The organism is Parageobacillus thermoglucosidasius (assembly GCF_001295365.1).
GTDB lineage: Bacteria > Bacillota > Bacilli > Bacillales > Anoxybacillaceae > Parageobacillus > Parageobacillus thermoglucosidasius.
Window position 1 is genome coordinate 2,087,346 of the sequence record NZ_CP012712.1, and the last position, 15,887, is coordinate 2,103,232.

General features: G+C 39.0%; 15 protein-coding genes. 10 read left to right on the top strand and 5 right to left on the bottom strand.

Going from position 1 to position 15,887, the window contains the following annotated elements; genetic code table 11:
• Positions 1-27 precede the first annotated feature (27 nt).
• From AOT13_RS10325 to AOT13_RS10365, 10 genes are all read left to right on the top strand, one after another.
• Positions 28-915: an FAD binding domain-containing protein gene (locus AOT13_RS10325; RefSeq protein ID WP_042385068.1), complete on the top strand. Its 888-nt coding sequence runs from the start codon at positions 28-30 to the stop codon at positions 913-915.
• Positions 902-1,396, top strand: coding sequence for a (2Fe-2S)-binding protein (locus AOT13_RS10330; protein ID WP_013401133.1), 495 nt, complete (start codon positions 902-904; stop codon positions 1,394-1,396). Before AOT13_RS10325 ends, AOT13_RS10330 begins: the two co-directional genes overlap by 14 nt.
• Before the next feature lie 4 nt (positions 1,397-1,400).
• Complete coding sequence (locus tag AOT13_RS10335) at positions 1,401-2,957, top strand: class I adenylate-forming enzyme family protein (protein WP_042385071.1); 1,557 nt, start codon at positions 1,401-1,403, stop codon at positions 2,955-2,957.
• A 32-nt stretch (positions 2,958-2,989) separates the two neighbouring features.
• Positions 2,990-3,778 (top strand): enoyl-CoA hydratase/isomerase family protein, encoded by a 789-nt coding sequence (locus AOT13_RS10340; RefSeq protein WP_042385073.1) that lies wholly within the window; start codon positions 2,990-2,992, stop codon positions 3,776-3,778.
• A 90-nt stretch (positions 3,779-3,868) separates the two neighbouring features.
• Positions 3,869-5,206, top strand: a complete 1,338-nt coding sequence (locus AOT13_RS10345) for an MFS transporter (protein ID WP_042385075.1) — start codon at positions 3,869-3,871, stop codon at positions 5,204-5,206.
• A 285-nt stretch (positions 5,207-5,491) separates the two neighbouring features.
• Positions 5,492-5,947: an OsmC family protein gene (locus AOT13_RS10350; RefSeq protein ID WP_013401129.1), complete on the top strand. Its 456-nt coding sequence runs from the start codon at positions 5,492-5,494 to the stop codon at positions 5,945-5,947.
• A gap of 19 nt (positions 5,948-5,966) precedes the next feature.
• Positions 5,967-6,260, top strand: coding sequence for a hypothetical protein (locus tag AOT13_RS10355; RefSeq protein WP_232511514.1), 294 nt, complete (start codon positions 5,967-5,969; stop codon positions 6,258-6,260).
• Between the two features lie 260 nt (positions 6,261-6,520).
• Entirely contained in the window at positions 6,521-7,495 is a 975-nt protein-coding gene (locus AOT13_RS10360) for a S8 family peptidase (RefSeq protein ID WP_003251350.1), read from the top strand.
• 1,024 nt (positions 7,496-8,519) lie between these two features.
• Positions 8,520-8,582, top strand: coding sequence for a hypothetical protein (locus AOT13_RS21525; protein ID WP_472462582.1), 63 nt, complete (start codon positions 8,520-8,522; stop codon positions 8,580-8,582).
• Between the two features lie 521 nt (positions 8,583-9,103).
• Positions 9,104-9,649: a hypothetical protein gene (locus AOT13_RS10365; protein ID WP_013401127.1), complete on the top strand. Its 546-nt coding sequence runs from the start codon at positions 9,104-9,106 to the stop codon at positions 9,647-9,649.
• A gap of 2,041 nt (positions 9,650-11,690) precedes the next feature.
• Here the strand turns inward: AOT13_RS10365 and AOT13_RS10370 are convergent.
• From AOT13_RS10370 to AOT13_RS10390, 5 genes are all read right to left on the bottom strand, one after another.
• Positions 11,691-12,485, bottom strand: a complete 795-nt coding sequence (locus tag AOT13_RS10370; protein ID WP_013401117.1) for a hypothetical protein — start codon at positions 12,483-12,485, stop codon at positions 11,691-11,693.
• Positions 12,486-12,525: 40 nt separating this feature from the next.
• Positions 12,526-13,212: a hypothetical protein gene (locus tag AOT13_RS10375; RefSeq protein WP_003251343.1), complete on the bottom strand. Its 687-nt coding sequence runs from the start codon at positions 13,210-13,212 to the stop codon at positions 12,526-12,528.
• Between the two features lie 69 nt (positions 13,213-13,281).
• The gene (locus tag AOT13_RS10380) at positions 13,282-14,898 is read right to left on the bottom strand and encodes a ribonuclease YeeF family protein (protein WP_042385076.1); all 1,617 of its coding nucleotides are present in this window, start codon (positions 14,896-14,898) and stop codon (positions 13,282-13,284) included.
• Between the two features lie 15 nt (positions 14,899-14,913).
• On the bottom strand, positions 14,914-15,186 hold the full coding sequence (locus AOT13_RS10385) for a YwqI/YxiC family protein (RefSeq protein ID WP_003251337.1): 273 nt from the start codon (positions 15,184-15,186) through the stop codon (positions 14,914-14,916).
• A gap of 18 nt (positions 15,187-15,204) precedes the next feature.
• Entirely contained in the window at positions 15,205-15,585 is a 381-nt protein-coding gene (locus AOT13_RS10390; protein WP_042385079.1) for a YwqH-like family protein, read from the bottom strand.
• Positions 15,586-15,887: the final 302 nt, after the last annotated feature.

Here is a 15,887-nt window from a genome sequence, read left to right on the forward strand (position 1 = left end):
AGACGGAGACAGAAAGGGGGGAGATTCATGAAACCGGCAAAATTTGACTATTATTGCCCGAAAACTGTAGAGGAAGCACTTTCACTTTTAGAAGAAATAGGATTTGATGGAAAAATAATTGCCGGAGGTCAAAGCCTTGTGCCGATTATGAACATGAGATTGTCCACACCTGAATATTTAATTGATATTAACCAGTTGAAAGATTTGCAATTTATCGAGTTTGACGGCAGCAAAATGAAAATCGGCGCGTTAACGAGACAAACTGAAATTGAAATGTCCGATGCAGTTCGTAAACATCTGGGGCTTCTAAGTGAAGCTGTCCCGTATATCGGCCACGTTCAGACGAGAAATCGCGGAACGTTTGGCGGAAGCATTGTTCATGCTGATCCATCCGCTGAAATTCCTCTGTCATTAATGGCGCTCGGTGGAACACTTCATATCGCTTCTAAAGAGGAAGTGCGGGAAGTAAACGTGGAGGATTTTTTTGTCACTTATTTAACAACCGATATTATGCCGAATGAGTTGCTGGCGGAAATTCATATTCCAGTACCAGAAGGAAGAGTGGGATATTCATTTCATGAAATTTCACGGCGCCATGGTGACTTTGCTCTCGTTGCCGCTGCCTGTCAATTGTCCATTGATAGTCAGGACCGCATTGCCAAAGCCAGATTGGTTTTGGGAGGCGTTGATGCGGTGCCATTATTGATTACAGAGGCAAGCGGGTTGATGGAAGGAGAGTATTTGTCTGCCTCGCTTCTTAATAAAATTGCCGATATTGTTGATGAAGTTGTTAATCCGGAATCAGATTTGCATGCAACCGCCGATTACAGAAGATACCTTGCGAAAAAGTTGGCAGTGCGCACAGTAAAAACAGCTTATGAGCGGGCAAGGGGGGAACATAATGAGCGTTCATGAAATTGAAGTTACAATAAACGGAAAAAAATATCGAGAACAAGTCGAATCTAGGATGTTGCTCAGCGATTTTTTGCGAGAAACGTGCGGTCTCACCGGCACACATGTAGGCTGTGAGCATGGTGTGTGCGGTGCTTGCACGATCCAATTAAACGGTTCGGCTGTCAGGAGCTGTCTTATCTTTGCAGTACAGGTAGACGGACAGGAAATAACAACGGTAGAAGGGTTGGCAAAAGATGGTGAACTGACGCCGCTGCAAAGAAATTTCATTGAATGTCACGGCCTTCAGTGTGGGTTCTGTACACCGGGTATTCTAATGTCAGCAGCCGACTATCTGCAGAAAAATCCGCATCCAGCCCTTCAGGAAATAAAAGAAATGCTATCTGGGCATTTATGCCGTTGCACGGGCTATGAAGGGATTATAAAGGCGATTCAAAAAACAATTGATGAAAGCAATCACCTTTACGAAGCGGAAAGGAGATGACGAAATGAATCTTGTCACGATGTTCGATTTCGCTGTCGAACGCTTTCCAAACCGGGTCGCTGTTGTAGAAGGCGACAGAAGGTATACGTACAGACAGTTTCATAAGGAAGTGACGAAAGTAGCAGCATCGCTGCAAAGAATTGGCATTAAGCAGCATGACCGCGTGATGATTCTGTTAAAAAACCGCCTCGAAAATATGGTCATTTACTGGGCGCTTCAAAAAATTGGAGCGGTGTACACGCCAATCAATTTCCGTCTGGCTGTGAAAGAAGTCGAGTACTGTGTAAACGATGCAGAAGCGACCGCTGTTGTATATGAAAGTGCCAGCCAAGAATCCGTTTTAAAAGCAAACTTTCAGCAAAAGCCGATCCTGATTGGTGTTGGAGAAGTGGAAGGGGCGGACATTTATTATAATGAGCTTGTCGACAGAAGTCCTGAAAGCTTTGAAAAACCGGTGATCCATGCCGATGATGTAGCTATCATGCTTTATACATCTGGCACAACCGGAAAACCAAAGGGGGTGCCGCGGACCCATAAAAATGAGTACAGTGCAGCGCTTGCCCATATTATTCAAAACCAATATCAAGACGGAGAAAGTACATTGGGCACAATGCCACTCTATCATACGATGGGCATGCGATCCCTTTTATCGATCATGTTTTTAAACGGTAAATACGTTATTTTACCTGATTTTGATGCTAAAGAAGCGCTTGAATTATTAGAACGCGAAGAAATCACAGCGCTGTATTTAGTGCCAACATTATATCATGACATTTTAAATCATGAGGAATTTCATAATTATGATTTGTCCAAATTGAAGAAAATCGGCTATGCTGGTGCACCAATGACAACCGCTTTAGCGGAGAAATGCGTGCAAATGTTGAAACCGGAAGTTTTTATTAATCATTATGGGAGTACAGAAATTTACACGTTTACGATCAACCCGAATGTTGCAGAAAAGCCAGGATGTGCAGGAAAACCGGGATTGCATCAAAATATCCGCCTCGTTAAAGCCGACCCTAATGGCCAATCAACACCGGAAGATATAGTTGAAAAAGGGGAAATTGGTGAAGTCATTGTCAATATTGAATCTCCTGAAAGCTTTAAAGGTTATTGGAATCGGCCAGATGCTACTAAAAAAGCGATTAGAGATGGTTGGTATTTTACCGGGGACCTCGGCATGTTGGATGAAGATGGAGATTTATATGTTGTTGGGCGCATAGACGATATGATCATTTCCGGCGGAGAAAATATTCATCCGATTGAAGTGGAAGATGTTTTGTCAAAACATCCGAAAGTACAGGAAGTGGCCGTCATCGGTGAAGAAGATGAGCGCTGGGGGCAAATTGTAGCTGCTTATGTTGTGCCAAAAGATCCATCGCTCACATGCCAGGAACTAGACCATTATTGTAAAAACAATACGACGCTTTCCAACTTTAAACGCCCGAGAAAATATGTATTTATTAAAGAAATACCAAAAAGCCCGGTTGGGAAAATTCTCCGCCGCAATATAAGAAATGGAGAATTTGAACTTTATATAAATGAGAAAGTAGTTTATTAAAAATACTAAATATTAAGAAAGGGGAACCAATGATGGAAGCAGTAAAACAATATGATCACATTCGCGTGGAAAAAAATCGGGAGAAAAAGACAGCTACTATTGTTTTCGATCGTCCAGAAAAAATGAACTATATCAGCATGCTTGCGCGCTCCCAATTTTCCGAAATTTTTGACGAGTTAAATAAAGACGATGATGTTCGCGTCATCATCATTAAAGGAGAAGGGACTCAAGCATTTAGCGCAGGAGGAAATATTCCGGAATTTATGGAAGTGCATCCGGAAGAACTTTCCCATCTTGCTGTAAATGTTGCAGCACCAGAACGCTCTCCAAAGCCGGTGATTGCTCAACTGCAAGGTTATACATTTGGAGTTGGTCTGGAAATTGCGATGGCTTGTGATTTCCGCATTGCTGCTGATGATACACTCTTAGCGCTGCCAGAGATGAACCTTGGTATGATTCCTGGAAGTGGCGGGACACAGAGGGTGGCAAAAATCGCTGGATTAACGCGCGCGAAAGATATGATTATGAGAGCAAGAAGAATACCAGCAGATGAAGCATATCAATGGGGGCTTATCACAAAAGTGGTTCCAAAAACAGAGCTTGAAAATGAAGTCCATGCGCTTGCAGATGAACTGATGAAATTTTCGCCACTTGCGCTAAAAGTATGTAAACAAGTATTGAATGCAGCTTATGAAACACCGCTTAGCGCAGGTCTTGAAATCGAAGGAAAAGCATATGGATTGCTCCGTACAACGGAGGACTTCAGAGAAGGTGTATCGGCATTCGTGGAAAAAAGAAAGCCGAACTTTAAAGGCAAATAAGCCGAAAGCTTCAGGAAGCGGAATCCGCTCCGCTTCCTGAAGTTAAAATTAACTGAAAATTAGAAAAATATACAAGAAAGGCGGGGCAGTATGAGTGCAAATATGGAGACACCCGTTCAGCAAGCTTCTGCATTGGTAGCAGCGATTAGTAGAAAGCAAATGATAATAGCCGTTATGGCGTCCCTGTTGGGATGGTCGTTGGATTTGTATGATCTCTTTATTCTGCTCTATGTTGCGCCTGAGTTAGGAAAGTTGTTTTTCCCGACAGATAAACCGACACTTTCATTGGCCGCTGTGTATGCTTCTTTCGCCGTTACACTGTTTATGCGCCCGCTCGGCTCAGCGCTTTTTGGTGCCTATGCTGATCGCAATGGAAGGAAACGGGCAATGGTTGTGGCCGTGTCTGGTGTAGGGATTTCTACCGCACTGTTTGGAGCGTTGCCAACGGTGGCTCAAATCGGTGCCGCTGCAGCGATCATATTCATTATTCTTCGTTTAGTCCAAGGTGTATTTGTCGGAGGAGTCGTTGCCTCCACTCATACGATTGGTACGGAATCCGTTCCGGAGAAATGGCGCGGATTGATGTCCGGCCTTGTCGGCGGGGGCGGTGCTGCTCTTGGTGCATTGCTGGCTTCCATTGTATATTTTGTTTTGTCCAGTGTTTTCTCTGGGCCGGAATTCAGTGAGTGGGGCTGGCGTTTCATGTTCTTTACCGGCATATTGAGCTCTGTTCTCGGACTGTTCGTATTCAAAAAGCTTGAGGAGTCTCCTTTATGGATGCAGCACAAGAAGAAGCAAGAAACGAAACCGGAATATCAGCAGTCTCCGGTGAAAATGGTATTCACTAAATATTTGTCGGTTTTATTAGTTAATTTAATGATAGTGATCGGCGGTGGCTCAGCCTATTACTTAACTTGCGGGTATTTGCCTACCTTTTTAAAAGTAATTAATAATATCCCGCAGACCGTATCCTCTATAATTCTTATGGTAAGCAGTATTTCTGCGATGGTTGCTGCTGTTGTTCTCGGTCATTTGAGCACCATTATTGGCAGAAAGAAAACGTTCATTTTACTAGGCATCGTAAATCTGTTTGCTCTTCCGTACTTGTATACAGAACTGGCAGACGCCCAAGATTTGACAATGATTACACTCTATGCAATGGGGTTGGCGTTTTTAGGGAATGGCTCATATGCTCCTGTGCTGATCTTTTTAAATGAGCGTTTTCCTACATCTATTCGTTCGACAGGTACTGGGCTGTCCTGGAATATGGGGTTTGCCGTAGGTGGGATGATGCCGACTTTCGTAACAATGGCCAGCCGTCAAACGTCGGATATTCCATCATCTTTGGCGTATTTCTTTATTGCTCTCTTCCTTTTGTATCTGTTGGGGAGCTTCATCATTCCGGAAACAAAAGGAAATTTTAAGTAAACAGCAAATCAATCAATTAACCGATTGCCCTTTCAAATTGCACTATAATGATAACGCTTTCAACAAATTTGCAAACCAAGGTGTTCTAACATTGCGTTTGTCAAGTACTTGCATAAAGGTCGGATTGTTTTGCAATCAATCATTTTTTGGTTTTTGTTAAAACACAATTTTGCTTCAGAAAACAAGGCCAATGGTGACTGTAAAGTTTTTCTTTACACTTAACTATTAATTTTTTATAATTTAATTAATTCTGATAAATTTACTTGGTTAAAGGGGGAAGAGGACATGGCTCAAGCATCTACATTGTTTAAAGTGTCCGCTAAAGGCAAGTGGGAATCGGGTGTTAAAACTAATATTTCTGTGCGGCATTTTCCAACTTTTTCTACGGATGAACCGGCAGAATTAGGTGGGGCTGATGCAGCGCCAACTCCATTAGAATATGTAGTTGCTGCTCTGAATGGTTGTAATGGAGTGATGATTCCATTAGTTGCGAAAGAATTAGGGTTTACTTTCTCAGGAATTGATTTTGAAGCGACAGGCATTATTGATACCCGGGGACTAATGGGGGAAGAAGGAGTTCGCACACATTTCCAAAAGGTTCGTTTCCAAGTGAATATACAAACTGAAGAAAGTGAAGAGAGAGTTGAGCAGCTGAAAAAGGAAGTTGAGAAAAGATGCCCTGTATTAAATCTTTTGCTTGATGCAGGGATTCAAGTGGATACAAAATGGAGCAAGAAATAAATAAGCATGGCGAAAATAAATGGAGAGTAAGAAAAAAGGGATGGGTGATGCCATCCCATTGTTTTTTGTGCGCCCAGCTAGGATTGGTAGTTTGGTGTTAGTGGGGAAATGCAAGGGAGACGATTTAGGGAATCAGCAGCTGTTTTTTCATTGGAAGTTTGCGGCATGGTCAATGTTCTTCATCTATTCAAAAAGTGGGTCATATGGCATAAGTAAAGTTCTGGTAAGACATAACCCAATGTTTTTTCAAGAGATGGCAAAGGAAAACGAGAACACCCGATTGACACGAGACAATGAAAGAAAAGAAAACTGATAGACTGAAAATTTGCTAACACTTTCGTTTAACGCTGGATTTTGGAGGAAGGATTTTCGTTCTGTAGTTTGCAGATTTTTGTAAAATATTCTAATTTATGAAACTATTGGACTATAAAACAAATCATCAAAAACCAAACTAAAGTATCTATTTGGTGGGACATGTCTGTGGTATAATTTACATAAAATTCAGATTTTTGTTTTTGGGTGTTGGTGGAGTTGTACCTGTTTTAGCCATTTCAATTTTTAGGAGGGATTGGTATGGAAAATATGTTTCGTTTGATTCCGTTTACGATTGAAGAAAAGCTTGAGAATGTCAAGGAAATCCCTGAAGGCGTCAATATGGTACAAGCACCTGAGATTTGGAAAGAAGGCATAAAAGGCAAAGACATCGTGATTGCTGTCATTGATACTGGATGCGATAAAGATCATTCTGACTTAAAAGATAGAATTATTGGCGGAAGAAACTTTACCACAGATGACAACGGTGATGCTGATAATTATTCAGATTATAACGGTCACGGCACACATGTGGCTGGAACGATCGCCGCAACAGAAAATGGCCAAGGTGTAGTTGGCGTTGCTCCTGAAGCAAAACTGTTGATTTTAAAAGTGTTGGCAAATGATCCAAACAATCCGGGATCAGCAACTGGCAAATATGAATGGATTGTAAACGCTATTCACTACGCTGTTGATCAAAAAGTAGATATTATCTCCATGTCATTAGGTGGTCCTTCCGATGTGCCGGAATTACATCAAGCAGTCAAAAGAGCTGTTGAAAACAATATTTTAGTTGTGTGTGCAGCAGGAAATGAAGGGGACGGAAACGAAAGAACGGAAGAACTTTCGTATCCGGCAGCCTACAATGAAGTTATTTCCGTCGGGGCCGTCAGCCTTGATGGTCGAATATCTCGATTTACTAATTCAAATAAGGAAATCGATGTTGTTGCACCAGGGGAAAAAATTCTTTCCACCATTCCAGGCGGCAAATTCGCTGTTTTTAGCGGCACATCAATGGCAACTCCTCATGTTTCAGGCGCTTTGGCTTTAATCAAGCAATTATCGGAAAAAGAATTTGGGCGAAAGCTTACCGAACCTGAGCTCTATGCTCAATTAATCAAACGTACAATGCCGCTAGGTTTTCCGAAAACGTTGGAAGGAAACGGACTCGTTTACTTAACAGCACCAGATCTTTTAAGCAGACATTATGAGAAAACGCAAATCTCAAGCATATAAAACAGAATTTGGAGTTTTTGCTTTGCGATATTCACATTAAGATAAAGACTTCTTTCATCTCCCATGGAATCATCATCGGTGGTGCCGCGAAGCGATGCATAGGTGTCTAACAGAGCGGCAGTCTCAATGTTTTAAAAGCGGAATTTCCTGTATGGTAAAGGTGATTAAACCATAAACTATGGAGGAAATTTTGCATGCCTCTTCAGTTTTTCACAAATTACTAGACGTTCTTATCCAAGGAGATTTTCCTCCCGCCTCATTGCCCGATCTATCGATTTGCTTCGGACGTATAACGAAATGTTATCCAAACGATCTCATGGCCTGCCTATGGAGCGGACTTTCCGCAAAACGCCGACGCTGCCCTCGCTTGTTTACGTTTACTGATTTCATCCGCGCTTCCGTCCCATCGCATCGTGACGGAATCTTTCCAACAACGAGCCGTTAAGTTGTGCATCGGTCAAACGATTCAAGGAAGTTGTTCGCTTTTTGCAACTCACTTATCCCACCATGGAACACCCCTTTTTGATAATTGTCGTAAACAAATCCATTTTAATCAATAACATCCAAAATTAAAATATTTTTATAAAACTAAAATTTTATATCAAAAAAATCACTGGAGTTCGATAAAACAAAAAGCAGAAATATGCAGCTGCTTTCCAAGTGTAAACCCAAATCACATGGCGGGAGCGACACAACGTGGGGAAGTGGTGGTGTGCTTATTTTCCGATATAGAAGATACTTGAAAAAAACAAAAATGTCACTCTTGATTTACTGTGTATATCAAATACACGTGAAACTAAGAAATGCTTTATCAGAAGATAAATTTCCTTCAGTAAAAGGTGAAGCACTCAATATGGTGTAAAAATCCCCTCGTAAAAACAAAAAAATTCTTATTATCTTCTGTTTTTAATTTCTACTAAATATATTGTGTAATAGAATGCAATAGTACGGGAAACTCAAGGGTGGATCGGCATTCTACCCCTACGGAAAGGGGGTGATGCCGATGACGGTATTTGAAGCGTTAATGTTTGCGATAGCATTTACAAGTTTAGTCGTTTCAATACTGTCACATCATCAAAAGAAATAATCCACCCTTGAGTTGACGGTGGTTGGGTGGATTATTTCTCCCTATACTGCCGATCTCCCTTGGCGGGAACCGTCTATTGCGCGACCGAGGGTGTTGCCGCACCTTCGGTCTTATTTTTAGTTATACGGAATTTCTATATGTATTATACATGATTAGCATTAGCGTTGTAAAATGAAGATTGCGTAATTTTCTTCTGATTTATGAATTGTCTCAAAAATGGCAACATGACATTTTAATGATATGCTTATCATTCCTCTTGATGTTTCCATGGATTGATTTTATTGAGAAGTTTGCAATGTAACATAATATTTATTATGTTTAATTCAGAATTAAAATATTATATTTTTATCTCGCTTCGCCATCGCCGAATATTGAAGCACTGCTAGCGGGAGACATACATAAACTCGTTTACATGCAGATTGGTTTGTTTTTCATCAAGAGGACAACAGAAACATGTATAAAACGGGAAAGCTTGTCAAACAATAGTAACGCTCAACCAAGATGGATTATGAGGTGATGGAATGAAAGGATGGTCTAAGTTTTTCATTTGTCTATGTTTGCTATTTGCGTTTCATTTACCTGTTCAGGCGCAGCATGTTGCCATTCCAAAGCAAGTAGTAAATATCAAGCGTGTCGCAAATTTAAAGGATTTAGTAAGCGGCTCAACATTAATTGCTTATGGTTGGTTTGACACTTCTTTTCAGAAACAGCCGTTAAATAAATCGGTACAAGGCGGGCAGCTCGTCAATTTTGTTCAAAACTTTCATGTCGACAAATATGTAAAGGGGACCGGCGGCAAAATCATCACCGTGTTATCAACCGGTATTGAACCCCTTCCTGATCCTTTAAATCCTAACAACAAAGTTTATCCAGGACCGATGGCAGAGGGGCGATATTTTTGTTTCCTAAAACCTGTTCCAGGAACAAAATTGTATACCATTGTCGGGGGATGGCAAGGGGTCTATCCTGTTTATGAAGGAAAAACCATTTCCTTGGAAGAAGAAGGGTTTCCAGAGCTAAATCAATTAACGCTTAGACAATTTGAAGCAAAAATTAAATCCTACTAAATACTGTACACAGAAAAGATAGGCGGCAGGCCTATCTTTTCGCAATGGATGGAGCAAACTTCCTTTATAATCAAAAAGATGATTGTAAAACCTATTTTCCATATTACAGCATTATGTCTTAAGGATAATATTTTTTCATTCTTCGCTAATCCCTGTTTTCTCACATCCCGATGAACTACAGCATTTTTTATGTATGCTCTAAAGTGACTGCTCTAGCAAATATCGAAAACGAGCCGGTGTTTGGGCAAATCAAGCAAAACCAGCATTTTTTGTTAAGATAGCTCCTAAAAATTACAGTGGAATGGGGGAATTTGTGCTGACCACAATTTGAAAAAATGGGCGTCCACCGTCGACCCAATGAAAAGAAAAAAGCAGAACATACGGAGGTAAGAAGAAACAGATACTTTGGGAAAATAAAAACAAAAGCAGAAGGCTGTCGATAAAGCCGACAAGCTGAAAAGATAATTCTTATTATCTTTTGTTTGCCGTTAAACCATTTTGTTTAATGAACAATGTAATAAAACCAAAACAAACGTTCGTTTCTTATAGAAAAATTTTCTAAAATGTGATATAATAAAAGCGCAATAGCACGGAAAACTCAAGGGTGGTCGGCGTTCTACCCCTATAGAAAGGGGGTGGTGCCGGTGACAGTATTTGAATCATTGATGTTTGCGATAACTTTCGCAAGTCTGATCGTTTCGATACTGTCATATCATCAAAGGAAATAATCCACCCTTGAGTTGATGACGACTGGGTGGATTATTTTCTGCCTACTGTCGATCCCCCTTGAAGGGAACCGTCTATTGCACGACCGAGGGTGTTGCCGCACCTTCGGTCTTATTTATTTTATATGTACTTTCTATATATATTATACATCATCCATATTAGTGTGTGCAAAATGCAAATTAACATAAACTATTATTTTATGCTACTTTTCTAGCAATTATTCATTAAATAAAAATGAATTTTGTGTATAAATACTCTTTTGCCTCTTCCTCGTTCTACCTGCTTGGACTTGCTATATTCGGCCTCATCATTTATATCTCGGATGGCGAACAGTCTGATCCAAAAACTTAACCTTCGTTCCATTTTTCTAATAAATCTTTCATGGAGAAGATGGTACGTTTTTTCTTTTTTGCATTTTGAATGTGGTTATTAACTAAGTCTTGAAAAAAGTTTCGATATACTGATGTTTGCATTTCTCTACAATATCCTTTTCTATAAATGATCGAGAAAAAGCTGTTTTAAAATATTATATTTTCTTTCATCGCATGTAGTTCCAACTACTTCCGTGATAATTACCATACTCATCTGCAAACACATCTAATGAAGGCACAAGGCCAATTAGTAAGATAGATGTTCATTTCTATTTATAAAAACCATCCTAAATTATTCCAATTCTATCATACTTCTAATACAAAACTTTAGCAATAAAAAACAAAACATCAAAAGAGTTCTGTCAATGCATATTATTGTTCTAGTTCTACAGCTTGGACTCGGTAACTTGAATTTTCTCTAATGGCTGATACTTATTCAGGGTGAAGAATCGAAACATCAGGTCACCGTTTCCGTTCATGGCGCCAACTATATGAAGCTCCTGATTGAATCCGAAGCACTCACCAAGTACAGCTTGTAAAAGGTATATAACCACGAAAGCCTGAGACTTGAGTCGTCAGGATGAGGTGAAAAACGGTTTTGAATTGAGCGACAGGTTGCTAAACACCAATGAGATTTTTGCCTATGATACTTAACGGAACAAGAAGTGAGCGCCTGCACGCAGGTGTAGAAAAAACTCTCTCGTTGTCGATTTTGGTCGTGTAGAGGATCAAAGTAAACTAAAACAGGCATACTCTAGACAAAGGGATTGACGTGGAAGAGATTAGTGTATCTGATCACGACGGCAGAAAAGAAATAAAAGTGTTAGACAGTCAAATCGTACATATCTGTTTTAACCAATGCAGTGATTACATCATCTGCATTTATCACACAAAAAAATTCCCGCCCAATACATAGCGGGAGGAAAAACGTTGAGAATATGACATTAGGATAGATGAAAAAATTCCTTTATCGTCTCTTCTACTTTTTGAAAATATTCTTGAAAAGACACAGGAACAATAAAGATTTTATTCTTCTCAATCTTTTCATAGTCAATATGCCAAATAAACGATTTGCTTGGAAGGAAAAAAGCCACTTGATCCAAAACAGATCTATTTTTCACATAATCGGATTCCATAAAAGCGAAATTGTTTAATTCCTGCCCATTGTCAAGAAAGTCCTGTAAAAATAAACGCATCGTGGACGGGACTTTTTCATCTTGTATCGCTTCAAGAAGAACTTCCGGTTGTGATGTATGAAGCTCATCAAACAGCTTATCGTTTATTTCCATAGGCAAGATATCTTCGGGCTTCTTTCTTCTAGTATTTGAAGCAAAAAAGTGACCAAGCAAGTTAAAAAATCCTTTTTGAGAATCATGAAATGAAAAGGAATGTTCGTTTCCTTTCACATGTTGAACTAACGTTTTGGAATCATGAACACGGTGCAGCAACAATACGTGTCTTTTTTTCATATCCACGCATCGAACTTTTTCTCTGGACTGTACTAACAGATGAATCAAATTTTCTAATCCCGGAACTAATAAAGATTCTCTTGTCACATCTAAATAACCTTTCTGATGCAGCAGCTGCTCGACTTCACGGATAAAACGTTTTTCTTCTTCTTCATTTTCTACTAAAGTAGCGTCGTTTAATATTTGGCTGGCTATTTCACTGTATCCGCATAAAGCCAGAGCAGAAATTAATTCGTTCATCGATAAAGCAACGGTTCCATTTGTACTCATGTGATCGCATCTCCTTTAAAAGTATTCACTTATAGCTATATCAATCATATACGCCAAGAACCACAAAAGATTGCAAAATTAGTACAAGAAAAGTTAAGATCGCAAATAGTTTATTGAGCAAAAACGGCATTTTGGATAGAAGTAATTGAATATAATGGTTAAAGCCCATAATAAATAATGCACTGTATTTAAAAAAATAATTAAATATACTTTTCTGGTCATTCTCTATGTTCACATTAGAATAATAATAAGCAATAACAAAACGCTGAATAAATATGGATACAAAAGCGCATACCCAACTAACTGCAAGCCACACTGGAAGATAGATGCTTGGATAAGGCATATCGAAAATAAGACCTAAAGAAATAAGAGTTGCTAGGCAAAAAACTAATGCCATTCCTATCCATTCATTTTTTTCTCTTTTTTTGAAGATCGATTGAATGATTCGGTTTATACGGACCGGTTCATAGAAAAAGCAAGCAGGAACAAAAAGCAACATAAACAGGAGCTCAAAACCGGAAATAAAAATGAAAACAATAATTGAACCGTCTTCATCCCAGTCATTTTTATTGATGAGAAGTATAGCGAGAAGGAGAAGTACAAAGAGATTGCTCTCTAAAAAAAAGGCTGCTCCTCTTTTAATAGAAAAATTTTTTTTATTCTTTTTTTTTAATGGAAATGTGCGAACTTGTTGTTTCAATTTAGAACTTGGAAATAATACTTTCATTATATAAATATCTCCTTTATTAAAGTGATTTTGAATTGAACGGTATCTACCATCTCAATTTTTATTACACTAATTAAAAAAATCCGCAATAAACTTTTCCGCGTTTGCTAAAGAATCACTTACCATTTCTGTAACGTTTTCAATGCCTTCTTCAATTTCTTTTCCAACTTCCTCCACACCTTCCTTGATTCCCTGTACAACTTTTTCAATTTCGCGTCCGACTTTTTCGCCAAAGTCTTTTGCCGCATCTTCTATCAACCATGACCCAACAATACCAACTCCAGCACCAATAGCTCCGCCAATAATAGTTCCTGGACCTGGTGCTATTAATGAACCTATATATGCTCCTGCAGACGTTGTAGCAGCAACACCAACATCAAGTCCGAGACCTGCCGAAAATCTCCCGAATTTTTCATACAAAGATTTATATTGATTCTCGTCACTGAAAAATTCACCTGCATTTGTACCTAATGAGAACCATACCCCTGCTAATGGCAACCTTTTAATAAGTTTTGAAAAAGATTTAACATCTGTAAATTGCCGAATAGTGCTTTTAATATCCACTTTTACTTTATATTGTTTTAATAAGCTTTCATCAAAGACAAGTATTTTATGATATTGTGTCACGATTTTCCCAAAACTGATTCTATTTGTTTTTGAATGCAAACCGATAAGCTCACGTAAAACACCGCTTGGAGTATTGTGATATTTTGCTAAAGCTCTTTTAATGATATTGTTAGAGTTTTTATCTCCTTTTTCTAATAATTGGTAGATTCTTTCTGCAAGCTTTGATTCGTATTTTTTATTTGCTCCTTTTACCCACGCTGGCGATGCTTTGATAATAAAATTTCCTTTCGCATCTTTCGTTAAAGTTAATAAACCGGTACCGAGAACGTGAACTGCAAGCAATCCTTTTGCAACACTAAGCCCGCCGTTGAATTTGCCGAGGGAATCCAGCCATTCGGCGACGGCGCCCACAAAAGTGGAATCTCCCTCTTGTACAGACAGTTCAATCGCCTCATCAATCATTTTTTTGAACGTATCTGTTTCGGAAATGTAATTTTCGATTTCTTTTATTTGTTCTTTACTTAAGAAAACGCCGCCTTTTGTCCATTCGTGCAGTTTCTGGGTGAATGAACGAATTTCGGCAAGCTGCTCTTGCATTGATGTTAGACTGTGAGAGATGTTTTCATCAAGTTGTGCTAGCGCATCGACAGTTATATGAGCATGGTTTTTTGCTGATATCATTGAGTTCTGAAAAGACAAAATTTGAACGGGAATGCCATGAACCAAATCTGCCACGTCGAAAAAATATTGATTGATGCTATTGACTGTTTCCTCAGTAAAGTTTTCTAACTGATTAAGATTTGTTTTTACTTCTGTTTCGATAAATTGTTCGCTTATAAAACCGTTATTTGTTTCAAAATGTTCGATCCTAGTTAAAATGTCTTTTAGAATGTCTAAATACTGATGAAGAAATTGATGCAACAGGAGAATGGCAGGGATATGCAAAGTGGCAAAGTGTTCTTTAATCGCTTCACCGCCTTCCCCCTTTAAAGCATCGTCTAAATGGATGATTTTGTTCACAGCATCGCGAACAGCAAGAATTTGTTCTTTTTCTTGCTGTTTTTGTCGGATCAATTGATTGATTTCATGCGAAACTTCCGATACTTTTAATACCTTCATTGTCTTGACTCCCCGTTATATGGTCATCTTTTTGGCAATATTTCGGTCTGTCTCCGCAAGATTCTCAATATGTCTGCGAACATCGCTTTCAATGTTTAACAGCGTATTTTTATAATCAGCAACGATTTGATAGTAAAGGTCTTCCATTGCTTTTATTTTTGTGATGAAATCAAGGGAGGAAACCGGGAACGATGGATGTGAATGGTTAGTATTTAATTCGCCGATTTTACGTTTTAACTCGTCTAAGGACGCTTCTACTTCTTTTAAATGGACTTTAATTTCTGTCATTGTGATCCCACCTGTTTACTAAGCTTTTAAATGAGCCAGCTGGCTTCGTTTTGAAGAGATGGTGTTGGAAATGCTTGTATTCATCGCTTCTAGTTCCGATATCTTTTTGGAAATATCATTTAGAAGGTCTTCGGTTTGCTGAATAATGCCAGTGTATGCGTAATTGATGCCGTTTCTTATATCTAAAAACATTTCGGCATATTTGCCCTGCCATGTATAGGAAGTGAGTTCGGGGGCAAATACAAGTGGTTTGTGATCAACCAATTCGCTAAGTTCATTGGATATGCCGCTTTCAGCTTTTTTTAATCGTGCAATTTTTTCGTGATTATCGCGCAATTGGTTTTCAAGATTAGAAATATCATTATATAATTGGTGAATGATGTATTCTTTCTCCGTCATATTCATCTTCCTTCAAAATAACTACTGTTTATAGAAAATATGGAATTCATTATATATTTTACACAGTGTTTGTTTTCCAGGAAATATGAAACAGGAAAATTAAGGATTTTGAATCATTTTATTCATAAAAATATGATAAAAAATACCTATTTGAATTTTGAGAAATCCATTCAATCAGCCCTTATTTGTAAAAGAAACGTGCCTGAATGGGGGCTTTTTGTATGCCCGGTATAGGAGGATGGTCCCAATCCGTGAAGGCAAAAGCAGCTGCTAATCTAGCGTAAGGGTGTTCGTGGCGACAT